Raw genomic sequence first — 24,838 nt, forward strand, 5'->3', positions numbered from 1 at the left:
CGGCGCGCGGCGCTCAAGCGGGCATCACGCCATCTTCTTGGCCTTTTCGAAGGCTTCGTCGATGGTGCCAACCATGTAGAACGCCTGCTCGGGCAGGTGGTCGCACTCGCCGGCGCAAATCATCTTGAAACCACGGATGGTTTCCGACAGCGGCACGTACTTGCCGGGCGAGCCGGTGAACACTTCCGCAACGTGGAAGGGCTGCGACAGGAAACGCTGAATCTTACGGGCGCGGGCCACGGTGAGCTTGTCTTCCGGCGCCAGTTCGTCCATACCCAGAATGGCGATGATGTCGCGCAGTTCCTTGTAGCGCTGCAGCGTGCCCTGCACGTCACGGGCCACCTTGTAGTGCTCCTCACCCACCACCTGCGGGTCGAGCTGGCGGCTGGTGGAGTCGAGCGGATCGACAGCCGGGTAGATACCCAGGGCGGCGATGTCACGCGAGAGCACCACGGTGGAGTCCAAGTGGGCGAAGGTGGTGGCAGGCGACGGGTCGGTCAAGTCATCGGCAGGCACGTACACGGCCTGGATCGAGGTGATCGAGCCGACCTTGGTGGACGTAATACGCTCTTGCAGACGGCCCATTTCTTCGGCCAGCGTCGGCTGGTAGCCCACGGCGGAAGGCATACGGCCCAGCAGTGCGGACACTTCGGTACCGGCCAGCGTGTAGCGGTAGATGTTGTCCACGAAGAACAGCACGTCACGGCCTTCGTCACGGAAGGACTCGGCGATGGTCAGGCCGGTCAGGGCCACGCGCAGACGGTTGCCCGGGGGCTCGTTCATCTGGCCGTAGACCATGGACACCTTGGACTCGCCCAGGTTCTCCAGGTTCACGACGCCGGAATCGGCCATTTCGTGGTAGAAGTCGTTGCCCTCGCGGGTACGCTCGCCCACGCCGGCGAACACGGACAGACCCGAGTGCGCCTTGGCGATGTTGTTGATGAGCTCCATCATGTTCACGGTCTTGCCCACACCGGCGCCGCCGAACAGACCCACCTTGCCGCCCTTGGCGAACGGGCAGACCAGGTCGATCACCTTGATGCCGGTTTCCAGCAGCTCTTGCGACGGCGACAGTTCGTCGTACGCAGGGGCTTTGCGGTGGATGGAGGCGGTCAGCTCCTGGCTGACGGGGCCGCGCTCGTCGATGGGGTTGCCCAGCACGTCCATGATGCGGCCAAGGGTTGCCTTGCCCACGGGCACGGTGATGGCGGCGGCGGTGTTGGTGACCATCAGGCCACGCTTCAAGCCGTCCGAGGAACCCAGGGCGATGGTACGCACGATGCCGTCGCCGAGCTGCTGCTGCACTTCCAGCGTCAGGGCCGAGCCTTCGAGCTTGAGGGCGTCGTAAACCTTGGGCATCTGGTCGCGCGGGAACTCAACGTCCACCACGGCGCCGATACATTGAACAATCTTGCCTTGTACTTGAGCCATTTTTTGCTCCAGAAATTTGTGAAACCGGTTAGACGGCTGCCGCACCCGCGACGATCTCCGAAAGTTCCTTCGTGATCGCGGCCTGGCGCGTCTTGTTGTAGACCAGCTTGAGCTCGTTGATGACGTTGCCCGCGTTGTCGGTAGCGGCCTTCATGGCCACCATGCGCGCCGATTGCTCCGAAGCCATGTTCTCGGCCACGGCCTGGTAAATCAGCGACTCGACGTAACGCACCAGCAGCTCGTCAATCACGGTCTGCGCGTCCGGCTCGTAGATGTAATCCCAGCTTGCGCCCGACTTCTCGGCCTGCATCTGCTCGGAGGACAGGGGCAGCAACTGCTCCACCACCGATTCCTGCTTCATGGTGTTGATGAACTTGGTGTACGCCAGGTACACCGCGTTGATCTTGCCTTCAGCGTATGCATCGAGCAGCACCTTGACGGGGCCGATGAGCTTTTCCAGGTGCGGCGTGTCACCCAAACCGACGGACTGGGCCACCACCTTGGCGCCCACGCGGTTCAGGAAGCCCAGACCCTTGTTGCCAATGGCAACGGCCTGCGCCTGCACACCCTGGTTCTGCAGCTCGCGCAACTTGTTGGTCACGGCGCGCAGCACGTTGGTGTTCATGCCACCGCACAGCCCCTTGTCGGTCGTCACCACGATGATGCCTGCGGCCTTGGCCTCATTCACCTTCATGAAGGGGTGCACGTACTCGGGGTTGGCCTCGCCGAGGTGAACCGCAATATTGCGGACCTTCTCGGCGAAGGGACGAGCAGCGCGCATACGGTCTTGCGCTTTGCGCATTTTGGACGCGGCCACCATTTCCATGGCCTTGGTGATCTTCTTGGTGTTCTCCACCGATTTGATCTTGCCGCGTATTTCCTTGCCTGCTGCCATGAGGGCTCCTCGTCCGGTTTACGCGAACGTCTTCTTGAAGGACGTGATGGCTTGCGTCAGTTCGGCCTCATCCTTGCCTTCCTTGTCGAAGGCACGGTTCTTCTCGATGCGTTCGAGCCAAGCAGCGTGGCTGGTCTTGAGGAACTGGTGCAGGCCGGATTCGAAGGACAGAACCTTCTTCACTTCCACGTCGTCCAGGTAGCCCTTGTTGACGGCGAACAGGGTCGCGGCCATCAGGCTGGTGGACAGCGGGCTGTACTGGGCTTGCTTGAGCAGTTCGGTCACGCGTGCGCCACGGTCAAGCTGCTTCTTGGTCGAAGCATCCAGATCGGAGGCGAACTGCGCGAAGGCGGCCAGTTCACGGTACTGCGCCAGGTCGGTACGGATACCGCCGGACAGGCCCTTGACCACCTTGGTCTGCGCAGCGCCACCGACGCGGGACACCGAGATACCGGCGTTGATGGCGGGGCGAACGCCGGCGTTGAACAGGCTGGTTTCCAGGAAGATCTGGCCGTCGGTGATCGAGATCACGTTCGTCGGCACGAAGGCGGACACGTCGCCGGCCTGGGTTTCGATCACGGGCAGCGCCGTGAGCGAACCGGTCTTGCCCTTGACTTCACCCTTGGTGAAGGCTTCGACGTAGTCGGCGTTCACGCGGGCAGCACGTTCGAGCAGGCGGCTGTGGAGATAGAACACGTCGCCAGGATAGGCTTCACGGCCCGGCGGGCGGCGCAGCAGCAGCGACACCTGGCGGTAGGCCACGGCCTGCTTGGACAGGTCGTCGTACACGATCAGGGCATCTTCACCACGATCGCGGAAGTATTCACCCATGGTGCAGCCGGAGTAGGCCGAGACGTACTGCATGGCAGCCGATTCCGAAGCCGAAGCGGCGACGACGATGGTGTAGTCCATGGCGCCGGCCTGCTCCAGGGAGCGCACCACGTTCTTGATCGACGACGCCTTCTGGCCGATGGCGACGTAGATACACGTCACGCCCTGGCCCTTCTGGTTGATGATGGCGTCGATGGCCACGGCGGTCTTGCCAGTCTGGCGGTCGCCAATGATCAGCTCGCGCTGGCCACGGCCAATCGGCACCATGGAGTCGATGGACTTCAGGCCGGTTTGCAGCGGCTGGTCCACGGACTGGCGCGCGATCACGCCGGGAGCGACCTTCTCGATCACGTCCGTCATCTTGGCGTTGATCGGGCCCTTGCCGTCGATCGGCTGACCCAGGGCGTTGACCACGCGGCCAATCAGCTCGGGGCCGACGGGCACTTCCAGAATGCGGCCCGTGCACTTGACGGTGTCGCCTTCGGAGATGTGCTCGTACTCGCCCAAAATCACGGCGCCGACGGAGTCGCGCTCGAGGTTCAGCGCCAGGCCGAAGCTGGGCTGACCATCGCTGCCCACGGGGAATTCGAGCATTTCGCCCTGCATCACGTCCGACAAGCCATGGACGCGCACGATACCGTCGGTCACGGACACCACGGTGCCCTGGTTGCGAACGTCGCTGCTGGCTGCCAGCCCTTCGATGCGGCTCTTGATCAGTTCAGAAATTTCTGCGGGATTGAGTTGCATGACTCTTTCCTTCTTTCTTTAATAAGCCCAGACCTCACTGCCGCTTCAGGCGGTGAGGGCCGCTTTCATTTGTTCCAGACGGGCCTTGACGGAGGTGTCGAGCACCTCGTCGCCCACCACCACGCGAATGCCGCCGATCAAGGACTCGTCGGTTTGCACGACGAGGCTGAGCTTGCAGCCAAAGCGTTTCTCCAGCGTGGCACTCAGTTCGGCCAGGGCCGCAGCATCGAGCGCGAAGGCGCTGTAGACCACGGCATCGGAGCGGCCGTTGCCTTGGTTGACCAGGGCGCGGAATTGGGCTGCGATTTCAGGCAGCACCTGCAACCGGCCGTTGTCAAGCACGGTACGCAGGAAGTTGTGAGCCATCTCCGGCAGGGCCGTGCGGGCCACCCCGGTGATGACGCCCAGCACCTGCTCAGGCGTCGTCTTGGGGTTGTCTGCCAATTGGCGCAATTGGGGGTTGGCGGCAATCGCCGCCAGCTCGTCCACCCAGGCACAAGCACTGTCGAGGTCGGCACCGGCAGCGCCGGCGCAGGCCTTGTACAGGGCTTCGGCGTAAGGACGGGCAATGGTGGCGAGTTCAGCCATGGTTGCTTTCCTTACAGCTCGGTCTTGAGGCGATTGAGCAGATCGGCGTGGACGCCAGCGTTGACTTCCTTGCGGAGAATCTGCTCGGCACCCTTGACGGCCAGCACAGCCACCTGCTCGCGCAGGGCTTCGCGGGCAGCAACGGCTTGCTGCTCGGCTTCGGCACGGGCGGCAGCAACGATTTTGTTGCCTTCTTCCGTGGCGCGGGCCTTGGCCTCTTCGATGATGGCTTGGGCGCGACGCTCGGCGTCGGCCAGGCGCGTGGCGGTTTCGTTGCTGGCCGCAGCCAATTCCTTCTTCACGCGCTGGTCGGCAGCGGCAAGTTCGGTTTTGGCTTTGTCAGCAGCAGCGAGACCGTCAGCGATTTTTTGTGCCCGCTCATCCAGCGCTTTGGCGATCGGGGGCCACACGAAGGTCATCGTGAACCACACCAGAATCAGAAAAACGATGGCTTGAACGAACAGGGTCGCATTGATACTCACGGCAACACCTTTCTATTCGGGGGCGTTAACGCGGTGGCTCAGTGCAGGACGAAGGGGTTGGCGAAGGCGAACAGCAGGGCAATGGCCACGCCGATCAGGAAGGCCGCGTCGATCAGACCAGCCAGAATGAACATCTTGGTTTGCAGCTCGTTGATCAGCTCAGGCTGGCGGGCCGACGATTCCAGGAACTTGCCGCCCATCAGCGCAATACCGATCGAAGCGCCGATAGCGCCCAGACCAACGATCAGACCGCAAGCCAGAGCGACGAGGCCGAGAATGTTTTCCATGATGACTCCTAGAGATAAAAAGAAAGGTTGAAAAAGAAAGGGAGGGTTTTAGTGAGCTTCATGCGCCTGGCCGAGATAGATCAGCGCCAGCATCATGAAAATGAAGGCTTGCAGGGTGATCACCAGGATGTGGAAGATCGCCCAGATCGAGCCCGCAATGATGTGCCCCACGGGGAGCAACACACCAGAGAGCGACATAGCCGCCGCGCCGCCCATCAGGGCGATCAGCATGAACACCAACTCACCAGCGTACATGTTGCCGAACAGTCGCATCCCGTGCGACACCGTCTTGGCAACGTATTCAATGATCTGCATGAGCAGATTGACCACGCCCAGGATCAGGGCGAAGACAGGATTCTTGCTGGTACCAAAGGGCGCGGTCACCAGTTCGTGCGCCCAGCCACCGACACCCTTGATTTTCAGGCTGTAGTAGATGCACAGCACCAGCACGGCAAACGACAGACCGAGCGTGGTGGACAGATCTGCCGTGGGCACGACGCGCAGGTAGGCGTGCGAATCACCCAGACCGCCCTGCCAGAGCGCGGGCAGCAGATCGACCGGCAGCATGTCCATGGCGTTCATGAGGAAAATCCAGACGAACACGGTCAGCGCCAGCGGGGCGATGAACTTGCGGCTTTCGGCGTTATGGATGTTGGCCTTGGCCTGGTTGTCCACCATTTCGACCAGGATTTCCACGGCTGCCTGGAAGCGACCCGGCACGCCCGAGGTGGCGTTACGCGCCGCGCGCCAGAAGACGAAGATCGCCAAGAAACCCAGGATCAGGCCAACGACGATGGAGTCGTAGTTGATGACCGAGAAATCCACAATGGACTTCTGCTTGATGTTCTGCAGGTGCTGCAAATGGTGAACGATGTATTCACTGGCAGTCGGGGCGTGCGCTTCTGCGGCCATCGGTCTACTCTTCTCTTAAAGTCAATCGGTTTTTCGGACACCGGGCCACAGCTTGAGCGCGACCCAGTAGGTTTTCATCGTTACCACCATGCCGGCCAACAAGGCCAGCCAGTTCAAATCTTTCACCAGGCGCGGTGCCGCCGCCAGCATGGCAACGGTCAGCACGAGCTTGGCCAGCTCCCAAACAAAGATCCTCACCATCGCCGCGCCGGCATCGGCGCTGTGGCGCGCTACCGCACGCGCAAACAAGGTGGCAGGCAGTACCACCGAGAGCGCGCCGTATCCCGCAGACCAGGCGACAGAGGGCTTACCGGAGAGCAGCCAGGCCAGCACGACCACAACCGCCCCCACCAGCACCTGACCGATGACCACGCGCCACACCGACAAGGGTGGATGGCGGCGGCGCCACGCCTGCGCCTCTTGGGCTGTCAGGGGCTTGAAGTCAGGCTCTTCGTCCTCAGATTCGGTCTCGTAGGCTTGGTTTTTCATTCTGGTTGGCACCCACGCTCAGCGACCGAATCGACAAAATCGCGTGATTATAAGTACAAACCCGAGACGATCGGAAAGGTATTGCTGCGCCCGCAAAAATACCTGCACCCCACGCGCGCCAACGCCGCCATCCACCGCCCCGGCACGCCCCACCCCCACAGCCCCAACGGCAAGAGGCCATCGCCCGCCAGGGCACAATCCGCCATTGTTTGCCGCTATTGTTTTGAAAGCACGCCATGTCTGCCACGCCGCCCGCCAGCGCCGATCCACGCAAAGATTCGCTGATCGAATTTCCGTCGTTTTTTCCCATCAAAGTGATGGGACTGAAGGCCGATGGCCTGGTGCACGCCATCACCGAGATCGCCGCGCGCTTTGACCCGCAGTTCGACGCCCGCAGCATCGAGCTGCGCGAGAGCAGCGGCGGCAAGTACCTGGGGGTGACCATCACCGTCACCGCCACCAGCCGCGCCCAGCTCGACGATCTGTACCGCGCGCTCACGGCGCACCCGCTGGTCAAGGTGGTGCTGTAAATGGCGTCCGCGCCCGAGCTGCGCATTCTGGGCCGCACCGACTACGCGGCCACCGTGCAGGCCATGCAGCGCCTGACCGAGGAGCGTGACGCCAACACCCCCGATCAGCTATGGATTTGTGAGCACGCCGCGCTTTATACACAAGGGCAAGCGGGCAAAACCAGCCACATTTTGAACCCCGGCGACATCCCCGTCGTCGCCACCAACCGGGGCGGGCAGGTGACGTACCACGGCCCCGGCCAGGTCGTCGCCTACCCACTGCTCGACCTGCGCCGCGCCGGCTACTACGTCAAGGAATACGTGCACCGCATCGAGGAGGCGGTGATCCGCACCCTCGCCGCCTTTGGCGTCACCGGCCACCGCGTCGCAGGGGCTCCCGGCATCTACGTGCGCCTCGACGACCCGTTCAGCCACGCCCGCCTGGCGCAGCGCCCGCAGCAGCGCCAAGCGGGCAGCGGGGCGCCGGTGCCCGACTTTTCCGGCCTGGGCAAGATCGCCGCCCTGGGCATCAAGGTCAGCCGCCACTGCACCTACCATGGCGTGGCACTGAACGTGGCCATGGACCTGCAGCCCTTTGCCCGCATCAACCCTTGCGGCTACGCGGGTCTGGCAACGGTCGATCTTTCTACAATCGGCGTCCCCGCCACCTGGGACGAAGTAGCGCAGCGCCTGGGCCAACAGCTCGCCGCGCGCCTGGCCCCCTGACCACCACCTTGCCATGAGCTCCTCTGACGTCGTACACACCGCACAATCGAACGCCGACTACAACCCCGGCGCCAAACAAAAGGCCGAGGCCAAGGTGGCGCGCCTGCCCATCAAAATCCACCGCAGCAAGGACGAGATACTGCGCAAGCCCGAGTGGATCCGCGTCAAGGCCGGCAGCCCGAGCACGCAGTACTACGAGATCAAGAAAATCCTGCGCGAAAACCAGCTGCACACCGTGTGCGAGGAAGCCTCCTGCCCGAACATCGGCGAGTGCTTTGGCCGGGGCACGGCCACCTTCATGATCATGGGCGACAAGTGCACGCGCCGCTGCCCGTTCTGCGACGTCGGCCACGGCCGCCCCGACCCGCTCGATGCCAACGAGCCGCTGAACCTGGCGCGCACCATTGCACAAATGCGCCTGAAATACGCCGTCATCACCAGCGTCGATCGCGACGATCTGCGCGACGGCGGCGCGCAGCACTTTGCCGACTGCATCCGCCTGATCCGCGAGCATTCCCCCAGCACGCAAATCGAGGTGCTGGTGCCCGACTTCCGGGGCCGCGACGACAAGGCGCTGGCGATTTTGCAAACCGCCCTGCCCGACGTCATGAACCACAACCTGGAGACCGCACCGCGCCTGTACAAGGAAGCGCGCCCGGGGGCGGACTACCAGTTCTCGCTGAATCTGCTGAAAAAGTTCAAGGCGCAAAACCCCGGCGTGCCGACCAAGAGCGGCATCATGGTCGGCCTGGGCGAGACGGATGACGAAGTGCTGCAGGTGATGCGCGACATGCGCGCGCACGACATCGAGATGCTGACCATCGGCCAGTACCTCGCCCCCAGCAACAGCCACCTGCCGGTGCGCCGCTACGTGCACCCCGACACCTTCAAGATGTTCGAGCGCGAAGCCTACGCCATGGGCTTTTCGCACGCCGCCGTCGGCGCCATGGTGCGGTCGAGCTACCACGCCGACCAGCAGGCGCATTCGGCCGGGGTTTAAAGAAAAAAATGGCTGCAGCGCGCTACCAGAAAGCGCCAGCAGCTCTTATTTTTGTAGCGACTGCAGCCACCCCTGGAGCTCCTGCGCCAGCGCTTCGGTGGCGGCTGACAGCGCCTGGGCGCCGCCGGCAGCGTCGGCGCTCGGCGCGCTGTGCTGCAGCACAAACACCCGCTGGCCCAGCAGGTGCTCGCCCTCGGTTTGCGGCTGCACCAGGGTGGCGCGCAGGCGCAGCAGGGCGCTGCTGCGCTCGGGGCTGGCAAACAGCTGGCTGAATTCTTCCAGGCTCAGGCGCAGCACCGGCGGGCGGGCGTTGCCGCCGCTTTGCAGCGGACGGTCGAGCGCATCGAGCACGCTGTACGCCGCGCCCAGGCGCTCGCGCAGGCGCTGCTGCAGCAACACCGCCGGCGGCTGGCTCCAGCGCGCCTGCTGGTAGGCGCGCAGCTGCTGCGCATCGGCGTAACCCAGGCGGTAGAGCATGGCGCGGCTGCCCGTGGCCTCACCGGGCACGTCGATCTCGGCCAGCGCCAGCGCCGGCAGGGCCGACGCCGCCAGCGGCACGGCCTGCACCATGCCCGGCCCCAGGTCGTACGGCTGGGGCGCCTGCGGCGGCTGCGGCAGGGACGAGCAAGCGCCTATTAAAAACAAAGAAAAAACGGCTGTAGCCCTTGCAGCACAAGCGCGAGCAGCTATCAAAAAATGAGTGTTCATACGCCTTTTCCTCAAGGGCTGACAAAGCCAGGCTCGCCCGGGCCGGGCTGGCTGGTGCCGTTGCCGTAGAGCAGGGACTGGGGGTTCTCACCCAGGTTGTCTGCCAGGCCGCCAAAGCGGCGTGCGGTGCGCGTCGTGGCGTCGCTGGCGCGGTTCACGCGCGGCAGGGTTTCGTCGTTCATCTTGTTGGCCGCCGTGGTCAGGGCCTGGGTGCTTTGCTCCACCTGCGCCAGCGTGCCGCCAGGGGCGTACAGGCGCTCGGTCGCGGTGCGTACGCCCTGGGCCGCCTCGGTGGCGCTGGCGCCGCTTTGCTGCAGCACCTGCAAGGTGCTGCGCGCGTCTTGCACCAGGGCCGGGACGGCGGCCAGCGCCGGCTCCAGGCGCAGTTGGACGGTGCTGTCGAGCCGCTGGCCCAGCTGCGTGAGCTGGTCGGCGGCGTTGCCGATGTTGGTGAGCAGGCGCGAGAACTCGGCCTGATTGTGGGCGCTGAGCAGGGTGTTGAAACGCTCGGCCGCCTCCTGCACCTGTGCCACCACAGCCGGCCCCTGCTCGGCGAGCTTGCTCAGGGACGAGGGTTCGAGCGGCAGGCGCGGCAGGCCGCTGGGGCCGCTGGGCGGGGGCGGCAAGTCTTTGCCCGCATCGTCGAGCAGCACGTGCGCCAGGCCCGTGACGCCCTGGTAGCCGAGCACGGCAAAGGTGGTGGGGCGGATCGGGGCATCGACGTTGACGGCGATGCGGATGAGCACGTTGCCGGGCACCAGCGGGTCAAAGCCAATCTCCGTCACCTTGCCCACGGCCACGCCTTTGTAGCGCACACTGGCCTGGGGCTGCAGGCCGCTGACGCTTTCCTTGCTCGACAGCTCGTACAGGTTGTAGCGCGTGCTGTCGCGCGTGAGCCACAGGGCCAGGCCGGCGAGCAGGGCGCTGACGACGAGTAAAAAGGCGCCGGCGGCGAGGGCGTGGGCTTTGTTTTCCATGGCAGTCAAACCTCCAGCGGCATACCGCTTTGCACCGGGGCCATGGCCCGGCGCCCGCGCTCGCCCTGAAAGAAGTGGTGGATGAAGGGGTGGTCGAACAGCGCCACCTGGCGCGGTGCACCGGTGGTGATGACGTGCTTGTCCGCCAGCACCGCCACCCGGGTGGAGAGGGCGAACAGGGTGTCGAGGTCGTGCGTGACCATGACCACCGTCAGCCCCAGCTGCGCGTGCAGGGTGCGCAACAGGTCGCAAAAATCGTCCGAGCTGTTCGGGTCGAGCCCCGCCGTGGGCTCGTCGAGCAGCAGCAGCGGCGGGTCCATGATGAGCGCGCGCGCCAGCGCCACGCGCTTGATCATGCCGCCCGACAGGTCAGCAGGCATCCGCGTCGCGTGCTCGGGCTTGAGGCCGACGAGCTGGAGCTTGACCATGGCCGCCTCGCGCACCAGCGCCGCCGGCAGCGTGCCCTGCTCGCGCAATGCAAAGGCGATGTTGTCGAGCACGTTGAAGGCCGAATACAGCGCCCCCTGCTGGAACAACATGCCCACCCGCGCCGCCGCGCCGGGGCCGCACATCTGCGCCGCCGGCTGGCCGAGCACCGTCACGCGCCCGCGCGCGGGGGTGAGCAGGCCCAGCATCTGGCGCAGCAGCACCGTCTTGCCCGTGCCCGAGCCGCCGACGAGCGAGAGCATCTCGCCCTGCTGCACGCACAAATCCAGATCCTGGTGCACGGCATAGGCGGCCTCGCCCTTGCCAAAGACGGACCACAGGCCCTCGATCTGCACCACGGTTTGCGCGCTGCTGGCCATTCACACCCCCACGTTCTTGAAGATGATGGCAAACAACGCGTCGATGACGATGACGACCGTGATCGCGTTGACCACCGCCGCTGTCGTGCCCTCGCCCAGGCTTTGCGTGTTCGGCTGCACGCGCAGCCCCCAGTGGCAACCGATGAGCGCAATCAGCACGCCAAACACCGCCGACTTGGCCAGCGCCAGGTACAGGTTGGAGACCTCGACCGCGCGCGGCAGCGCCTGCACAAAGTAGGCCGGCGTAATGCCCATGGTGAGGTCGGCGGCCAACATGCCGCCGGCGAGCGCCGCCAGCGTCGTCCAGACGCTGATGAGCGGCATGGCCAGCGCCAGCGCCATGGCGCGCGGCAGCACCAGGCGGTAGCCCCGGGCGATGCCCATGACGCGCATGGCGTCCAGTTCTTCGGTCACGCGCATGACGCCGATCTGCGCCGTGATGGCCGAGCCCGAGCGCCCGGCCACCAAAATCGCCGCCAGCATCGGCCCGAGCTCGCGGATGAGCGAAATGCCCAGAATGTTGACGATGAAGGACTCGGCGCCGAACTGGCGCAGCTGCAGCGCCATCAGGTAGGCCAGCACCACGCCAATCAGAAAACCCACCAGGGCCGTGATCGGCAGCGCCGTCGCCCCCATGCGGTACAGATGGCCCGAAAAATCACGCCACGGCCCGCGCTGGGGCTGGCGCAGCAGCTGCAAGAAATCGAGCAACAGCTGGCCTATGAGCTCAATGAAAAAGCGCACATGGCCGAGCGCGTGCAGCACCTTCAGGCCCAGCCGGTCGAGCTGCGCACCCAGGCGCCACGGCGGCGCCACGGGCGCGGGCGGCGCGCTCAGCTGCGCCACGCGTTCGAGCAGGCTGCGCTGCGCCGGCGTCAGCTGCAGCCGCGCCGGCCAGGCACGGCCCCATTGCTGCCACAGCAGCTGCGCGCCGATGTGGTCGAGCCACTGCAGGCCCGTCAAATCCCAGCCCAGCTGCGCCGGCGCCGGCAGGCTGGCGAGCTGGCGGCGCAGCGCGCGCCACTGCGCCCGCTGCCCCAGCTCCGCCGCGCCCCAGCGCCCCTGCAGCACGGCGCAGGGCCCGTCGGGGCGCTGGGTGTGTTGCAGTTGCGGGGCGTTAGGGTTCATGGATGAAAGAAATCAGCAAAACGCGCAGCATAACGCCCCGCCCGCCGTTTGGCGCCCGCAGCCGTGGCGCGTTGCCATACTTGACTCGGGTAAGTCCTGATGCAAATCAGTCATGAGAACTCTTACATTCACGCCACTCGATCGCCCGCTACGGCGGGTGTCAGAGGAGCCGAGGAGACATCTCGACAAGCACAAATCCATACCAAAACAGCATCCGCAACGAGATGCCTCTTTTCCCCAGGCGCCGGCAACCCCGGCGCCTTTTTGTTGCGCGCCTGTTTTTCGTATGTGAACAAAAGGTTTCCGCGCCAGTGGGACAATCCCGGCCATGGAATGGATGATTGTCTCGCTGGCCTCGCTGCTGGCCGGTTTCGTGGACGCGATCGTGGGCGGCGGCGGCCTGATCCTGCTGCCCGCCCTGTTTGCCACCTTTGCCAGCGCGCCGCCGGCAACCCTGCTGGGCACCAACAAGAGCGCCGCCTTCTGGGGCACGGCCGTGGCCACCTGGCAGTACAGCCGGCGCGTGCAGGTGTCCTGGCGCGCCATGCTGCCGGGGGCAGCGGCGGGCTTTGTGGGCTCCTTCATCGGCGCCTGGGCGGTGACGCAGATTTCGCCCGAATTCCTGCGCAAACTGCTGCCGCTGGTGATGGTGGCGGTGCTGGCCTACACCCTGGCGAAAAAAGACCTGGGAATGCACCACGCACCGCGCTTTACGGGCCGTGCTGAAATGCTGCTGACAGCCGCCATCGGCCTGGTCATCGGCCTGTACGACGGCTTTTTCGGCCCCGGCACGGGCAGCTTCTTCGTCTTTGCCTTCGTGCGCCTGCTGGGCTACGACTTTCTCAACGCCTCCGTCTCGGCCAAGCTGCTGAACCTGGCGACCAACGTCTCGGCCCTGATCCTGTTTGCCCTCAAGGGCCACATCTGGTGGCACTTCATGGTGCCGCTGGCCATCGCCAATGTCGCTGGCAGCATGTTGGGCACCTACATGGCGCTGCGCCACGGCACGGGTTTTGTGCGTACCATCTTCATCGTCGTCGTCGGCGCGCTCATCCTCAAAACCGGCTACGACGCCTTTTTGCGCTGAGGTGCTGCGCCCACCCCGGCACGCTGCAAGGAGCCCGGGTATGTCTGCACACACCATCGCCCTGATCGGCGCCCCCACCGACGTCGGCGCCAGCGTGCTCGGCGCCAGCATGGGGCCGGATGCGCTGCGCATTGCCGGCATCGCCAGCGCCCTGCGCGCACGCGGCTGGGGCGTGCACGAGCGCGGCAACCTGCACGGCCCGGCGAACCCGCAGCAGCCGCCGCAGCACGGCGTGCGCCACCTGACCGAAGTCGCGGCCTGGAACCACGCCGTGTTCGACGCTGTGGCACTGGCCCTGGCGCAGCAGCAGCTGCCCCTGCTGCTCGGCGGCGACCACAGCCTGGCCATTGGCTCGATCAGCGCCGCCGCCTGCCACTGCCGGCGCCAGGGCAAGCGCCTGCGCGTGCTCTGGCTCGACGCCCACGCTGACGCCAACCGCCCCACTACCAGCCCCAGCGGCAATCTGCACGGTATGCCCGTGGCCTGCCTGCTCGGCGACGGCCCACAGCACCTGCAAAACCTGGTCGGCAGCCCGGTGCTGCAGCCGGCGCAGCTGTGCCAGATCGGCCTGCGCAGCGTCGATGCGGGCGAGCGCCAGTACCTGCACGAGCGCGGCATCACGGTGTTCGACATGCGCAGCATCGACGAGCTGGGGATGCGCGCCGTCATGGCGCAAGCGCTCGCCGGGGTGGACGCACACACCCACCTGCACCTGAGCCTGGACCTGGACTGCATAGACCCCGACATCGCCCCCGGCGTGGGCACGCCCGTGCGCGGCGGGCCCAACTACCGCGAGATGCAGCTGTGCATGGAAATGCTGGCCGACTGCGCCGCCCTGGGCTCGATCGACGTGGTGGAGCTCAACCCGGCGCTTGACGTGCGCAACCAGACGGCGCTGCTGGCGGTGGACTTGCTCGAAAGCCTGTTCGGCAAATCCACCTTGGTGCGAAAAATATAAGTCTTTTTGGCCGCTAACGCTTATCAATCAAGCGTTAGCAGCTATTAATTTAATAGCATTACCACGGCTTGGGCGAGGCCGCTGTCGGCAGCTCGATCTCGGCCACCGGGCGCTGTTTGCCGATTGGCGGGCCGGACTGGCCCAGGCGCGTGGCGGCAATGTCTTCCTCGCTCGGGTACAGGCCGGCGAGCCAGTAGTCGAACACGCGCCGGGCAATGGGCGCGGCGCTGGCGGCGCCAAAGCCGGCGTTCTCAACGATGAGCGCGACCACGATCTGCGGGTCTTCCACCGGCGCAAAGGCGGCAAACAGCGAGTGGTCGCGCTTGTGCTCTTCGAGCGCGCGGGCGTTGTACTTCACGTTCTGCCCCAGGCTCACGGCCTGCGCCGTGCCCGTCTTGCCGCCCGAAGTATAGGGCGCGCCGGCGAACACGCGCCGGCCCGTACCGGCCTCGTTCACGGCCACCAGGCCCTTGCGCACCACGTCGATGTTTTTCGCCGCATAGCCCAGGTCCACACCCGGGGGCTGCTCCAGCGGGGCAACGGCGCCGCTGACGATGTCGCGCACCGCCTTCGCCAGGTGCGGGCGGTAGCGCGTGCCGCCGTTGACCAGCGTCGCCTCGGCCAGCGCCAGCTGCAACATGGTGAAGTTGTTGTAGCCCTGGCCTATGCCCAGCGACACCGTCTCACCCGGGTACCAGCGCCGCAGCTCGGGGCGCTTGTAGGTCTTGCGCTTCCACTCGGTGCTCGGGAGCACGCCGCGCAGCTCGCCACCGAGGTCGATGCCGGTGATCTGGCCAAACCCCAGCGGCGCCATGAAGTCGTGGATGGCATCGACCCCCATCTCCACGCCCAGCGAGTAAAAGTAGGTGTTGCTGGAGAACTGGATGGCGCGCACCATGTCCACCCCGCCCAGGCCGCCCTCGTGGCTCCTGAACATGCGCCCGCCAAAGTTGTAGTAGCCCGGGTCGTTGATGACGGTGCTCGCCGCGCGCTTGCCCAGCTGCAGCGCCGCCAGCGCCATGAAGGGCTTGTAGGTCGAACCCGGCGGGTAGGTGCCGCGCAGCGCGCGGTTCAAAAGCGGCTTGTTGATCGACTCGTTGAGCGCCTGCCAGTTTTCCTGGTCGATGCCATCGACGAAAAGGTTGGGGTCGAAGGTCGGCTTGGACACCAGGGCCAGGATTTCGCCGTTGCGCGGGTCGATCGCCACCAGCGCGCCCCGGCGCTCGCCGTACAAATCCTCGACCATCTTCTGCAGCTTGATGTCGAGCGAGAGCATGATGCTGTCGCCCGGCGTCGCCGCGCGGCTGCTGAGCTTGCGCACAGCGCGCCCGCCAGCCGAGGTTTCGAGCAGCTCGACGCCGGTCGTGCCGTGCAGCTGCACCTCGTACGACTGCTCCACGCCGAGCTTGCCGATGTACTCCGTACCCCGGTAGTTGGCAGCATCTTCAGCGTCTTCGATGCGCTCTTTTTCCTTCTGGTTGATGCGCCCGATATAGCCGATGGCATGGCTGCCGACTTCGCCCTGCGGGTAGGTGCGAAACAGCCGCGCCTTGATGTCCACGCCCGGGAACCGCCAGCGCTGCGCGGCAAAGCGCGCCACCTCGGCATCGGTCAGGCGCGTGCGAATCGGCAGCGAATCGAAGCTGCGCGACTCCTCCATCAGACGCTTGAAGCGGCGCTTGTCGCGCGCGTGGATGTCGATGATTTCGCCCAGCGCCTCGATGGTGTCTTCGAGCACCCCGGCCTTGGACGGCGTGATCTCCAGCGTATAGGCCGAATAGTTGGTCGCCAGCACGACGCCGTTGCGGTCCAGAATCTGCCCCCGGTTGGGCACGATGGGCACCACCGCCGTGCGGTTGCTCTCGGCCTGGTCGGCCAGGTCTTCGTGGCGCTCGATCTGCAGCACCCACAGGCGCGAGACCAGCAGGCCAAAGGCCAGCAGCACCACCAGCGCCAGCGCCAGCACGCGCAGGCGAAAGCGCGATGCATCCAGCTCGCTGTTGCGCAGCTCCGTCATCGCTCAGAGCGGCCGGTTGGCATCGGTGTCGGGCGGGCGCCGCTGCGGCGCCAGCAACAGCCAGCAAGCGAGCGGCCACAGCAGCGCTTCGAGCAGCGGCGCCACCAACACCAACGGGCCAGGAAAAATACCGCCCGAGAGCCAGCGCACCAGCCATTGCAGGGCGTGCGCCGCCACCAGCAGCGGCAGCAGCGGCAGCACCTGCGCCCACAGCCCAATCCAGGCCAGGCGCCGGTGCGCCAAATGCGTGCCCAGCATGAGCGCGCTGTAGGCCAGCGCGTGCTGGCCCAGCAGTGCCGATTGCTGCACATCCATGCACAGGCCGAGCACAAAGGCCATGCCCATGCCCACGCGCTGGCTTTGGTGCACGCCCCAGAACGCCAGCGTCAGCAGCACCCAGTCGGGCAGCCAGGGCTGGCGCCCCAGGGGCAGCAGGTTCAGCGCCAGCGCCAGCAGCAGGCTGGCGACGATGAACCAGGGCTTGACCGGCTGCAGCAGCTCCTGGCCGCGCGGCATCATCATTTGCGGCCTCCCTTGCGCGGCGGCGGCGGTGGCGGCTCGGGGCGCGGCGGCAGCGCCTGCACCTGGGGCGGCAGCAGCAGCACGTGGCGCACGCCGTCGCTGCGTGCCACCGGCGTGCAGTAGATGCGCGTGAAGGCCGAGTCGGCGCGGCGCTCGACGCGCTGCACATGCGCCACCGGCAGGCCGGGGGGATAGACACCGTCGATACCGCTGGTGACGAGCAAATCGCCCTCTTGCACATCGGCGTTGCTGGGCATGAAGCGCAGCTCCATGCCCCCGCCTTGCTCGGCCTGCGGCTCGCCGTAGGCCACGCTGCGCGCGCCGGTGCGGGCATTGAGCACCGGGATGGCCTGGTCGCGGTCAATGAGCAGCGTGACCTCGCTCAGCAGCGGCAGCACCCGCGTCACCTGGCCGAGCACGCCGCGCTCGTCGAGCACCGGCGCCCCCGGCTCCACGCCGGCGAGCTGGCCTTTATCGACGATGACGCGGCGCGTGTACGGGTCGGCCGCGTCGTACACCACCTGCGCCGCCAGCGCCTGCGGCGCTACGCGCGCGCGCAGATCGAGCAGCGCACGCAGCTGGGTGTTTTCCTGGCGCAGCAAATCGGCCTGGTGCACGCGCTGGGCCATCTCGGTCATTTGCTGGCGCGCCTGTTGCGCTTCGTTCTGGGCGCTTTGCACCGAGCCGAAATAATCGGCGCCGCGCTGCGCCAGCTGCACCGGCTGCAGCATCAGCCACTGCACCGGGTAGAGCACGGCTGCCACGGCCTGGCGCAGTGGGTCGGTGAGGTGAAAGCGGGCGTCCGCCACCATCAAAAACAGCGCCAGGGCGCTGTACAAAGCCCAGCGCGAGAGCGCCGACGGGCCTTGGTTGAATAGCGACGGCGCGCTGCGCTCCAGGGTGCCAAGGGGCATAGGAAACCGCGCTCAGGAACGTGCGAGAACGAAAAAAAATCAGTCGCTGGTGAAAATGCTGCCCTGGCGATCGAGGCTGTCGAGCGCCATGCCGCAGCCGCGCACGACGCAGGTCAGGGGCTCCTCGGCCACCAGCACCGGCAGGCCGGTTTCCTCGGCCAGCAGGCGGTCGAGGTCGCGCAAGAGCGCGCCGCCGCCAGTCAGCATCATGCCGCGCTCGGCAATGTCGGCGCCCAGTTCGGGCGGGGTCTGCTCCAGCGCGTTTTTCACGGCGCTGACGATCTGGTTGAGCGGCTCGGTCAGGGCTTCGAGCACTTCGTTGGAAGAAATGGTGAAGCTGCGCGGCACGCCTTCGGAGAGGTTGCGGCCCTTGACCTCCATCTCCTTGACTTCGCTGCCCGGGAAGGCGCTACCGATGTTCTTCTTGATGGCTTCGGCCGTGGGCTCGCCGATCAACATGCCATAGTTGCGGCGGATGTAGTTGATGATGGATTCGTCGAACTTGTCGCCGCCCACGCGCACGCTGCCCTTGTAGACCATGCCGCCAAGCGAAATCACGCCGACCTCGGTCGTGCCGCCGCCAATATCGACCACCATGGAGCCCGAAGCCTCGGACACCGGCAGGCCCGCGCCAATGCCGGCAGCCATGGGTTCCTCGATCAGGTACACCGCCGTGGCGCCCGCCGCCTCGGCCGCGTCCTTGATGGCGCGACGCTCGACCTGGGTGGAACCGCAGGGCACGCAGATGATGATGCGCGGGCTGGGGGTGAGCAGCGTGCGCGGGTGCACCATCTTGATGAACTGCTTGATCATCTGCTCGGTGATGACGAAGTCGGCGATCACGCCGTCTTTCATGGGGCGGATGGCCTCGATGTTGCCCGGCACCTTGCCCAGCATGGCCTTGGCCTCGTGGCCCACGGCCTGGATGACTTTTTTGCCGTGCGGCCCGCCTTCATGGCGGATGGAAACGACCGAGGGCTCATCGAGCACGATGCCCTTGTCGCGGGCGAAGATCAGGGTGTTGGCGGTACCGAGGTCGATCGCCAGGTCGGTAGAGAAGTACCGACGGAAAGAACCAAACATGCAAAAATCCTCTGGGGCACGGCTCGCGCACCGGCTAGGCCGTCGCCGGGGTGAATGGGGAGTGTCTTGGGGGGCTTTTTCCGCGCAATTGCCGGCGCTTGCAGGGGCATTGCGGCAAAGCCGGGATAATAACGCATCGCCTGTAAACGCCGGCCCCTGTTACCGCCTTGGGCACAGCTTTACATCTGGTTTTACCCCCCTAATTTTTGCTATGGCACTGACCCCCCAGGACATTGCGCGCATCGCCCACCTTGCGCGGCTGGAGTTGAGCGCGCCCGAGAGCGCGCTCATGCTCACCCAGCTCAACGGCTTTTTCGGCATCGTCGAGCAGATGCGCGCCGTCGATACCAGCGGCGTAGCGCCCCTTTCGCACCCCGTGGCCGCCATCGAGGCCGTGACGCTGCGCCTGCAGGACGACATCGCCAGCGAGCCCGACCAGCGCACGGCCAACCAGCAGAGCGCGCCCGCCGTGGAAAACGGCCTGTTCCTCGTGCCCAAAGTGATCGAGTAAGCCCATGACCCAACCCGCATTGCATGACATGGGCGTGGCCCAGCTCGCCGCCGCACTGCGCGCCAAAGAAGTCAGCGCCGTCGAGGCCGCGCAGCACTTTCTGGCCCGCGCCCAGGCGCAGCAGGCGCTCGGCGCCTTCGTCGCCATCGACGAAAACGCCACCCTGGCACAGGCGCGCGCGCAAGACGCGCTGCTGGCCGCCGGCAACGCCCCGGCGCTCGCTGGCGTGCCAATTGCGCACAAAGACATCTTCGTCACGCGCGACTTCCCGACCACCGCCGCCAGCAAAATGCTCGCCGGCTACCGCTCGCCGTTCGACGCCACCGTGGTGGCAAAACTGGCCGACGCCGGCTGCGTGACGCTGGGCAAGCTCAACTGCGACGAGTTCGCCATGGGCGGCGCCAACGAGAACTCGGCCATCGCCCCCGTGGGCTTTGACGCCCCGCAGCCCGTGCGCAACCCCTGGGATACCGCGCGCGTGCCCGGCGGCTCCTCGGGCGGCAGCGCCGCCGCCGTCGCCGCGCGCCTGGCGCCCGCCGTGACCGGCACCGACACCGGCGGCTCCATCCGCCAGCCGGCGTCGTTTTGCGGCATCACCGGCATCAAGCCCACCTATGGGCGCGCGAGCCGCTACGGCATGATCGCCTTTGCCTCCAGCCTGGACCAGGCCGGCCCCATGGCGCGCAGTGCCGAGGATTGCGCGCTGCTGCTGTCGCACATGTGCGGCCCGGACCCGCTGCGCGACTCGACCAGCCTGGACAGGCCCGCCGAAGACTTCAGCCGCAGCCTGCACCAGCGCCTGGACGGCCTGCGCATTGGCATCCCGGCAGAATTTTTTGGCGACGGCCTGCACGCCGACGTGCGCGCCGCCGTCGATGCGGCCCTGAAGGAATACGAAAAGCTCGGCGCGCGCCTGGTGCCCATCACACTGCCGCGCACCGCGCTGGCGGTGCCGGTGTACTACATCCTGGCGCCGGCGGAAGCGAGCAGCAACCTCTCGCGCTTTGACGGCGTGCGCTACGGCCACCGCGCCGCGCAGTACACCGACTTGCTCGACATGTACAAAAAAACCCGCGCCGAAGGCTTTGGCGACGAGGTCAAGCGCCGCATCATGATCGGCACCTACGTGCTGTCCGAGGGCTACTACGACGCCTACTACCTGCAGGCGCAGAAAATCCGGCGCCTGATTGCCGACGACTTCCAGGCCGCCTTCGCGCAATGCGACCTGATCGCCGGCCCGGTGGCGCCCACGGTGGCGCCGCAGATTGGCGCCCAGACCGATCCGGTGGCCAACTACCTGGCCGACATCTACACCCTGCCGGCCTCGCTCGCCGGCCTGCCGGGCCTGAGCCTGCCCTGCGGCCAGGGCGCCGCCGGCCTGCCCGTGGGCCTGCAGCTCATTGGCAACTACTTTGACGAAGCCCGGCTGCTGGGCGCGGCGCACCAGTTCCAGTGCGCCACCGACTGGCACCAGCGCCGCCCGGAGGGCATCTGACCATGACCGCGAAACTCATCCATGGCTACGAAGTCGTCATCGGCTTCGAGACCCACACCCAGCTCGCCACCCAAAGCAAGATTTTCAGTCGCGCCAGCACCGCCTTCGGCGCCGAGCCCAACACCCAGGCCTGCGCCGTCGATCTGGCCCTGCCCGGCGCGCTGCCGGTGATGAACCGCGAGGCCGTCACCTGCGCTATCAAATTAGGACTGGCCCTGGGCTCGCACATTGCGCCCGAGAGCATTTTTGCCCGCAAAAATTACTTCTACCCCGACCTGCCAAAGGGCTACCAGATCAGCCAGTTCGAGATCCCCGTGGTGCAAGGCGGCGAGGTGGGCTTCTACCTGGGCGAGGAGAAGAAAACCGTGCGCCTGGTGCGCGCCCACCTGGAGGAAGACGCGGGCAAATCGCTGCACGAAGAATTCCACGGCATGAGCGGCATCGACCTGAACCGCGCCGGCACGCCGCTGCTGGAGATCGTCACCGAGCCCGACATGCGCAGCACGGATGAAGCCGTGGCCTACGCCCGCGCGCTGCACCAGATCGTCACCTGGATCGGCATTTGCGACGGCAATATGCAAGAAGGCTCGTTTCGCTGCGACGCCAACGTCTCGGTGCGCAAGCCCGGCGCTCCGCTGGGCACGCGCCGCGAGATCAAGAACCTCAACAGCTTCAAGAACATGCAGCTGGCGATCGACTACGAGATCCGCTGGCAGATTGAAGAAATCGAGGATGGCCGCGCCATCCAGCAGGCCACCGTGCTCTTCAACCCCGACACCGGCGAGACGCGCGCCATGCGCACCAAGGAAGACGCGGCCGACTACCGCTACTTCCCCGACCCCGACCTGCCGCCGCTGGTCATCGCCGCCGACTGGATTGAGCGCGTCAAGGCCGACATGCCCGAGCTGCCGCAAGCCATGGCCGCGCGCTTCGTGCAGCAATACGGCCTGCCCGAGTACGACGCCACCACGCTGACGCAAAGCCAGGCCATGGCCGCCTACTTCGAGGCCACGGCCCAGGCCTGCGGCCAGGCAAAGTTGGCGAGCAACTGGATCATGGGCGAGGTCTCGCGCCGCCTGAACGCCGAAGAAATCGGCATGGAAGCGGTCAAGGTGACCAGCGGCCAGCTGGCGCAGCTGATTGCCCGCATCCAGGACGGCACCATCAGCAACAACGCCGCGCGCCAGGTGTTCGAGGCGCTGTGGAGCGGCGAAGCCAGCGACGTGGACGCGGTGATCGACGCCAAGGGCCTCAAGCAGATGAACGATACGGGCGCGCTGGAGAAAATCATCGACGAAGTGGTCGCCGCCAACCCCGACAACGTCGCCCAGTACAAAGCGGGCAAGGACAAAGCCTTCAACGCCCTGGTGGGCCAGGTGATGAAGGCCAGCCGTGGCAAGGCCAACCCGCAGCAGGTCAATGACCTTCTCAAGGCCAAATTGGCCTGAAACCCGCACCCAGTCAGCGTGACGTGCTATCAAAAACAAAGGCTCCCATTCGGAGCCTTTGTTTTGAGAGTTTGATTTTCGTCTTTAGGGCTTGGGCATGTCCGGTGGCAGCGCCCGCGCCGCCCAGAGCTTGCGCAGCTGCACCAGCTCGGCGTCAAAGCGCTGGTTGACGCGGCGTTTTTCCTGTGCCTGGTTGGCTACAAAGCGCTCCTGCTCGGCAATGTGGTCATCGTTCTCAGCCACGGCACGGCGCAGGTGCATGGGGGCCTTGTTCGGGTCCTTTTTATAGAACTCCATCTCGCTGGCGAGCTTTTTGCGCTGTTCGAGCAGCTCCACAATGCGCTTTTGCGCCACCAGCGTGACCTCATCGACCTGCTCTTGCGCGGCTTCGCGCTCGGCGTCGTGCGCGGCCTGATCGGGGTAGCGGGCCATCAGGGCGCGCTCGCGCCGGCGTTCGTCGGCAATGCGCGCACGCTCTTCGAGCTCCTTGCGCCGCTGGGCCTCGCGCGCGACACGTTCCTGCTCGGTCAACGTCGGGCCCAGGCGCTCGCGCTCGGTGCCCGAAGGCCCGAGCACGCGCTGCTCGCGGTCGGTGCACTCGGCAATCGGGCGATCGGCCGTCAAGCGCCGACCCTTGGCGTCGGTGCAGGTATAGACGGTGCTCGTCGGAGCGTTCGTGCCCGGGGCCTGGGCCCAGGCGGGCAGCACCCCGGCACACAGCAGCAACCCCAGAATGCGCGCAAGCCAGTTCAAATCAAGTCCTTTCGTCCACGCCGTAACGCTGGCGGTAGGCCAGCACCCGCTCGTGGTGGGCCTGCATCTCGGCACCGCCACGGGAAGACAAGTAAAGCAATAAATCTGCCAGCTTGGCAATGGCACAAACCTGCAGCCCCAGCTGGTGGCGCACGTACTGCACGGCGCTGTGGGCCACATCGTGGCCATTTTCTGTCGCCATTTCCTGGCGATCGAGGGCAATGACCACGGCATGGGCGGTGGCACCAGCGGCGCGGATCAGGGCGATGGACTCGCGCGCGGCCGTGCCAGCGCTCATCACGTCGTCGATGATGAGCACGCGCCCAGCGAGCGGCGCGCCCACCAGGGTGCCGCCTTCGCCATGGTCCTTGGCCTCTTTGCGGTTGTAGGCAAAGGGCACGTTCTTGCCCAGGCGCGCCAGCTCCACGGCCACCGTCGCCGCCAGCGGAATGCCCTTGTACGCCGGGCCGAACACCATGTCGAACTCCATGCCGCTGGCCACAATGGCCTGTGCATAAAATTGCGCCAGACGGCCCATCTTGGCGCCATCGTCAAACAAGCCGGCGTTGAAAAAATACGGGCTCATGCGCCCAGCCTTGGTCTTGAACTCACCAAAGCGCAGCACGCCAGACTCCACCGCAAATTGCACAAACTCTTGCGCCAGCTCGTCTTTTGCTTGCGAGTGCGCACCAACATCCACCATGGGGAATTCCTTGTTCAAGTTAACCAGCCTCAATCTCAACGGCATCCGCTCGGCCAGCAGCAAGGGGCTGCAGGACTGGCTTGCCGCCGAGCGGCCCGATTGTATTTGTGTGCAAGAACTCAAGGCCCAGGCGCCAGATATGGCGGGCCGCTTCGAGCACCTGGCGGGCCTGGACGGACATTTTCACTTTGCCGAGAAAAAAGGCTACTCCGGCGTCGGCATCTACAGCCGCCACACGCCCAGCGACCTGCGCGTGGGCTTTGACGGCGGCGAGTTCGACGCCGAGGGCCGCTACCTGGAGCTGCGCTTTGACAGCCCGCAGCGCAAGCTCTCGCTCATCAGCGCCTACTTTCCCAGCGGCAGCTCGGGCGAAGAACGCCAGCAGGCCAAGTTCCGTTTCCTCGCCGCCATCCGCCCACACCTGCTGGCCCTGGCGCGCGAGCGTGAATTCATTTTGTGTGGCGACATCAATATTGCGCACCAAGAAAAGGATTTGAAAAACTGGCGCGGCAACCAAAAAAACAGCGGCTTTCTGCCCGAAGAACGCGCCTGGATGACAAATTTGTTAGATGGCCGCAGCCCTGAAGGCCATTTGGTCGATGTCTATCGCCAGCTCCAGCCCGACACCACCGACGCTTGCTACACCTGGTGGAGCAACCGGGGCCAAGCCTACGCCAACAACGTGGGCTGGCGCCTGGACTACCACCTGGCCACGCCCGCCACTGCCGCCCTGGCGCGCACCGAGGCGATTTACAAAGGGCAGAAATTCTCCGACCATGCGCCCATTACGCTGGCCTACGACCTGACGCTGTAATTCAGCCCCGGGTCAGC

27 protein-coding genes are annotated in these 24,838 nt (G+C 65.7%); 9 read left to right on the forward strand and 18 right to left on the reverse strand.

What is annotated here, in order from left to right:
* Positions 1-24: 24 nt before the first annotated feature.
* The 8 genes from atpD to G7045_RS13450 are packed head-to-tail and all read right to left on the reverse strand — an operon-like array spanning position 25 to position 6,662.
* A complete protein-coding gene (atpD, locus tag G7045_RS13415) occupies positions 25-1,431 on the reverse strand; it encodes a F0F1 ATP synthase subunit beta (protein WP_166160085.1) in 1,407 nt (468 codons plus the stop codon).
* A gap of 28 nt (positions 1,432-1,459) precedes the next feature.
* Positions 1,460-2,326: a F0F1 ATP synthase subunit gamma gene (gene atpG, locus G7045_RS13420; RefSeq protein WP_166160086.1), complete on the reverse strand. Its 867-nt coding sequence runs from the start codon at positions 2,324-2,326 to the stop codon at positions 1,460-1,462.
* An 18-nt stretch (positions 2,327-2,344) separates the two neighbouring features.
* Positions 2,345-3,904 carry a F0F1 ATP synthase subunit alpha gene (gene atpA / locus G7045_RS13425; RefSeq protein ID WP_166160087.1) on the reverse strand — a complete coding sequence of 520 codons (1,560 nt, stop codon included), beginning with the start codon at positions 3,902-3,904 and terminating at the stop codon, positions 2,345-2,347.
* A gap of 45 nt (positions 3,905-3,949) precedes the next feature.
* The gene (locus tag G7045_RS13430) at positions 3,950-4,492 is read right to left on the reverse strand and encodes a F0F1 ATP synthase subunit delta (protein WP_166160088.1); all 543 of its coding nucleotides are present in this window, start codon (positions 4,490-4,492) and stop codon (positions 3,950-3,952) included.
* Positions 4,493-4,503: 11 nt separating this feature from the next.
* On the reverse strand, positions 4,504-4,974 hold the full coding sequence (locus tag G7045_RS13435; protein ID WP_166160089.1) for a F0F1 ATP synthase subunit B: 471 nt from the start codon (positions 4,972-4,974) through the stop codon (positions 4,504-4,506).
* A 38-nt stretch (positions 4,975-5,012) separates the two neighbouring features.
* Positions 5,013-5,261, reverse strand: coding sequence for a F0F1 ATP synthase subunit C (atpE, locus tag G7045_RS13440; protein WP_166160090.1), 249 nt, complete (start codon positions 5,259-5,261; stop codon positions 5,013-5,015).
* 48 nt (positions 5,262-5,309) lie between these two features.
* Positions 5,310-6,173 (reverse strand): F0F1 ATP synthase subunit A, encoded by an 864-nt coding sequence (gene atpB, locus G7045_RS13445; protein ID WP_166160091.1) that lies wholly within the window; start codon positions 6,171-6,173, stop codon positions 5,310-5,312.
* A gap of 21 nt (positions 6,174-6,194) precedes the next feature.
* The gene (locus tag G7045_RS13450; protein WP_166160092.1) at positions 6,195-6,662 is read right to left on the reverse strand and encodes an ATP synthase subunit I; all 468 of its coding nucleotides are present in this window, start codon (positions 6,660-6,662) and stop codon (positions 6,195-6,197) included.
* A gap of 236 nt (positions 6,663-6,898) precedes the next feature.
* On the opposite strand from G7045_RS13450, the gene G7045_RS13455 reads away from it, so the two are divergent.
* Genes G7045_RS13455 through lipA form a run of 3 tightly spaced genes read left to right on the forward strand, consistent with a single transcriptional unit; the run spans position 6,899 to position 8,897 of the window.
* The gene (locus G7045_RS13455) at positions 6,899-7,192 is read left to right on the forward strand and encodes a YbeD family protein (RefSeq protein ID WP_166160093.1); all 294 of its coding nucleotides are present in this window, start codon (positions 6,899-6,901) and stop codon (positions 7,190-7,192) included.
* A complete protein-coding gene (gene lipB, locus G7045_RS13460; RefSeq protein WP_166160094.1) occupies positions 7,193-7,897 on the forward strand; it encodes a lipoyl(octanoyl) transferase LipB in 705 nt (234 codons plus the stop codon).
* 13 nt (positions 7,898-7,910) lie between these two features.
* Positions 7,911-8,897: a lipoyl synthase gene (lipA, locus tag G7045_RS13465; protein ID WP_166160095.1), complete on the forward strand. Its 987-nt coding sequence runs from the start codon at positions 7,911-7,913 to the stop codon at positions 8,895-8,897.
* Between the two features lie 45 nt (positions 8,898-8,942).
* Here the strand turns inward: lipA and G7045_RS13470 are convergent, their stop codons facing one another.
* The 4 genes from G7045_RS13470 to G7045_RS13485 are packed head-to-tail and all read right to left on the reverse strand — an operon-like array spanning position 8,943 to position 12,516.
* Entirely contained in the window at positions 8,943-9,605 is a 663-nt protein-coding gene (locus G7045_RS13470; RefSeq protein WP_166160096.1) for an ABC-type transport auxiliary lipoprotein family protein, read from the reverse strand.
* Between the two features lie 11 nt (positions 9,606-9,616).
* On the reverse strand, positions 9,617-10,582 hold the full coding sequence (locus G7045_RS13475; protein ID WP_166160097.1) for an MlaD family protein: 966 nt from the start codon (positions 10,580-10,582) through the stop codon (positions 9,617-9,619).
* A gap of 5 nt (positions 10,583-10,587) precedes the next feature.
* Positions 10,588-11,388, reverse strand: a complete 801-nt coding sequence (locus tag G7045_RS13480) for an ABC transporter ATP-binding protein (RefSeq protein WP_166160098.1) — start codon at positions 11,386-11,388, stop codon at positions 10,588-10,590.
* Positions 11,389-12,516 (reverse strand): ABC transporter permease, encoded by a 1,128-nt coding sequence (locus tag G7045_RS13485; RefSeq protein ID WP_166160099.1) that lies wholly within the window; start codon positions 12,514-12,516, stop codon positions 11,389-11,391.
* Positions 12,517-12,844: 328 nt separating this feature from the next.
* On the opposite strand from G7045_RS13485, the gene G7045_RS13490 reads away from it, so the two are divergent.
* Together G7045_RS13490 and rocF are read left to right on the forward strand one after the other, a co-directional pair.
* A complete protein-coding gene (locus G7045_RS13490) occupies positions 12,845-13,603 on the forward strand; it encodes a TSUP family transporter (RefSeq protein ID WP_166160100.1) in 759 nt (252 codons plus the stop codon).
* A 40-nt stretch (positions 13,604-13,643) separates the two neighbouring features.
* Entirely contained in the window at positions 13,644-14,561 is a 918-nt protein-coding gene (gene rocF / locus G7045_RS13495) for an arginase (RefSeq protein WP_166160101.1), read from the forward strand.
* A gap of 58 nt (positions 14,562-14,619) precedes the next feature.
* Here rocF and mrdA read toward each other — a convergent pair whose 3' ends face one another.
* Genes mrdA through G7045_RS13515 form a run of 4 tightly spaced genes read right to left on the reverse strand, consistent with a single transcriptional unit; the run spans position 14,620 to position 19,097 of the window.
* A complete protein-coding gene (mrdA, locus tag G7045_RS13500) occupies positions 14,620-16,578 on the reverse strand; it encodes a penicillin-binding protein 2 (RefSeq protein ID WP_166160102.1) in 1,959 nt (652 codons plus the stop codon).
* A gap of 3 nt (positions 16,579-16,581) precedes the next feature.
* Positions 16,582-17,100, reverse strand: coding sequence for a rod shape-determining protein MreD (gene mreD, locus G7045_RS13505; RefSeq protein ID WP_166160103.1), 519 nt, complete (start codon positions 17,098-17,100; stop codon positions 16,582-16,584).
* Entirely contained in the window at positions 17,097-18,014 is a 918-nt protein-coding gene (gene mreC, locus G7045_RS13510; RefSeq protein WP_166160104.1) for a rod shape-determining protein MreC, read from the reverse strand. Before mreC ends, mreD begins: the two co-directional genes overlap by 4 nt.
* 39 nt (positions 18,015-18,053) lie before the next feature.
* Entirely contained in the window at positions 18,054-19,097 is a 1,044-nt protein-coding gene (locus G7045_RS13515; protein WP_166160105.1) for a rod shape-determining protein, read from the reverse strand.
* 211 nt (positions 19,098-19,308) lie between these two features.
* Between G7045_RS13515 and gatC the strand changes: the two genes are divergently transcribed.
* Genes gatC through gatB form a run of 3 tightly spaced genes read left to right on the forward strand, consistent with a single transcriptional unit; the run spans position 19,309 to position 22,551 of the window.
* Complete coding sequence (gene gatC / locus G7045_RS13520; protein WP_166160106.1) at positions 19,309-19,608, forward strand: Asp-tRNA(Asn)/Glu-tRNA(Gln) amidotransferase subunit GatC; 300 nt, start codon at positions 19,309-19,311, stop codon at positions 19,606-19,608.
* A gap of 4 nt (positions 19,609-19,612) precedes the next feature.
* Entirely contained in the window at positions 19,613-21,103 is a 1,491-nt protein-coding gene (gene gatA / locus G7045_RS13525) for an Asp-tRNA(Asn)/Glu-tRNA(Gln) amidotransferase subunit GatA (protein WP_166160107.1), read from the forward strand.
* A gap of 2 nt (positions 21,104-21,105) precedes the next feature.
* Positions 21,106-22,551 carry an Asp-tRNA(Asn)/Glu-tRNA(Gln) amidotransferase subunit GatB gene (gene gatB / locus G7045_RS13530; RefSeq protein ID WP_166160108.1) on the forward strand — a complete coding sequence of 482 codons (1,446 nt, stop codon included), beginning with the start codon at positions 21,106-21,108 and terminating at the stop codon, positions 22,549-22,551.
* A gap of 84 nt (positions 22,552-22,635) precedes the next feature.
* Here gatB and G7045_RS13535 read toward each other — a convergent pair whose 3' ends face one another.
* Complete coding sequence (locus tag G7045_RS13535) at positions 22,636-23,304, reverse strand: DUF4124 domain-containing protein (RefSeq protein ID WP_370521663.1); 669 nt, start codon at positions 23,302-23,304, stop codon at positions 22,636-22,638.
* A gap of 1 nt (position 23,305) precedes the next feature.
* The gene (pyrE, locus tag G7045_RS13540; protein WP_166160109.1) at positions 23,306-24,007 is read right to left on the reverse strand and encodes an orotate phosphoribosyltransferase; all 702 of its coding nucleotides are present in this window, start codon (positions 24,005-24,007) and stop codon (positions 23,306-23,308) included.
* Here pyrE and G7045_RS13545 point away from each other — a divergent pair.
* On the forward strand, positions 24,006-24,821 hold the full coding sequence (locus G7045_RS13545) for an exodeoxyribonuclease III (protein WP_240919232.1): 816 nt from the start codon (positions 24,006-24,008) through the stop codon (positions 24,819-24,821). The two genes, pyrE and G7045_RS13545, sit on opposite strands and share 2 nt — an antisense overlap.
* Positions 24,822-24,838: the final 17 nt, after the last annotated feature.

It is taken from the genome of Acidovorax sp. HDW3, from assembly GCF_011303755.1.
Lineage (GTDB): Bacteria > Pseudomonadota > Gammaproteobacteria > Burkholderiales > Burkholderiaceae_C > Paenacidovorax.

What these genes read in the sequence shown, in the direction of transcription:
- G7045_RS13455 (WP_166160093.1), top strand. Translation starts at nt 6,899, where the DNA reads ATGTCTGCCACGCCGCCCGCCAGCGCCGATCCACGCAAAGATTCGCTG.
- mreC (WP_166160104.1), bottom strand. Translation starts at nt 18,014, where the DNA reads ATGCCCCTTGGCACCCTGGAGCGCAGCGCGCCGTCGCTATTCAACCAA.
- lipB (WP_166160094.1), top strand. Translation starts at nt 7,193, where the DNA reads ATGGCGTCCGCGCCCGAGCTGCGCATTCTGGGCCGCACCGACTACGCG.
- gatA (WP_166160107.1), top strand. Translation starts at nt 19,613, where the DNA reads ATGACCCAACCCGCATTGCATGACATGGGCGTGGCCCAGCTCGCCGCC.
- gatC (WP_166160106.1), top strand. Translation starts at nt 19,309, where the DNA reads ATGGCACTGACCCCCCAGGACATTGCGCGCATCGCCCACCTTGCGCGG.
- G7045_RS13475 (WP_166160097.1), bottom strand. Translation starts at nt 10,582, where the DNA reads ATGGAAAACAAAGCCCACGCCCTCGCCGCCGGCGCCTTTTTACTCGTC.
- G7045_RS13470 (WP_166160096.1), bottom strand. Translation starts at nt 9,605, where the DNA reads ATGAACACTCATTTTTTGATAGCTGCTCGCGCTTGTGCTGCAAGGGCT.
- pyrE (WP_166160109.1), bottom strand. Translation starts at nt 24,007, where the DNA reads ATGGTGGATGTTGGTGCGCACTCGCAAGCAAAAGACGAGCTGGCGCAA.
- G7045_RS13515 (WP_166160105.1), bottom strand. Translation starts at nt 19,097, where the DNA reads ATGTTTGGTTCTTTCCGTCGGTACTTCTCTACCGACCTGGCGATCGAC.
- atpE (WP_166160090.1), bottom strand. Translation starts at nt 5,261, where the DNA reads ATGGAAAACATTCTCGGCCTCGTCGCTCTGGCTTGCGGTCTGATCGTT.
- G7045_RS13490 (WP_166160100.1), top strand. Translation starts at nt 12,845, where the DNA reads ATGGAATGGATGATTGTCTCGCTGGCCTCGCTGCTGGCCGGTTTCGTG.
- G7045_RS13430 (WP_166160088.1), bottom strand. Translation starts at nt 4,492, where the DNA reads ATGGCTGAACTCGCCACCATTGCCCGTCCTTACGCCGAAGCCCTGTAC.
- gatB (WP_166160108.1), top strand. Translation starts at nt 21,106, where the DNA reads ATGACCGCGAAACTCATCCATGGCTACGAAGTCGTCATCGGCTTCGAG.
- mreD (WP_166160103.1), bottom strand. Translation starts at nt 17,100, where the DNA reads ATGATGATGCCGCGCGGCCAGGAGCTGCTGCAGCCGGTCAAGCCCTGG.
- atpG (WP_166160086.1), bottom strand. Translation starts at nt 2,326, where the DNA reads ATGGCAGCAGGCAAGGAAATACGCGGCAAGATCAAATCGGTGGAGAAC.
- G7045_RS13480 (WP_166160098.1), bottom strand. Translation starts at nt 11,388, where the DNA reads ATGGCCAGCAGCGCGCAAACCGTGGTGCAGATCGAGGGCCTGTGGTCC.
- G7045_RS13450 (WP_166160092.1), bottom strand. Translation starts at nt 6,662, where the DNA reads ATGAAAAACCAAGCCTACGAGACCGAATCTGAGGACGAAGAGCCTGAC.
- G7045_RS13545 (WP_240919232.1), top strand. Translation starts at nt 24,006, where the DNA reads ATGGGGAATTCCTTGTTCAAGTTAACCAGCCTCAATCTCAACGGCATC.
- atpB (WP_166160091.1), bottom strand. Translation starts at nt 6,173, where the DNA reads ATGGCCGCAGAAGCGCACGCCCCGACTGCCAGTGAATACATCGTTCAC.
- mrdA (WP_166160102.1), bottom strand. Translation starts at nt 16,578, where the DNA reads ATGACGGAGCTGCGCAACAGCGAGCTGGATGCATCGCGCTTTCGCCTG.
- atpD (WP_166160085.1), bottom strand. Translation starts at nt 1,431, where the DNA reads ATGGCTCAAGTACAAGGCAAGATTGTTCAATGTATCGGCGCCGTGGTG.
- rocF (WP_166160101.1), top strand. Translation starts at nt 13,644, where the DNA reads ATGTCTGCACACACCATCGCCCTGATCGGCGCCCCCACCGACGTCGGC.
- lipA (WP_166160095.1), top strand. Translation starts at nt 7,911, where the DNA reads ATGAGCTCCTCTGACGTCGTACACACCGCACAATCGAACGCCGACTAC.
- atpA (WP_166160087.1), bottom strand. Translation starts at nt 3,904, where the DNA reads ATGCAACTCAATCCCGCAGAAATTTCTGAACTGATCAAGAGCCGCATC.
- G7045_RS13485 (WP_166160099.1), bottom strand. Translation starts at nt 12,516, where the DNA reads ATGAACCCTAACGCCCCGCAACTGCAACACACCCAGCGCCCCGACGGG.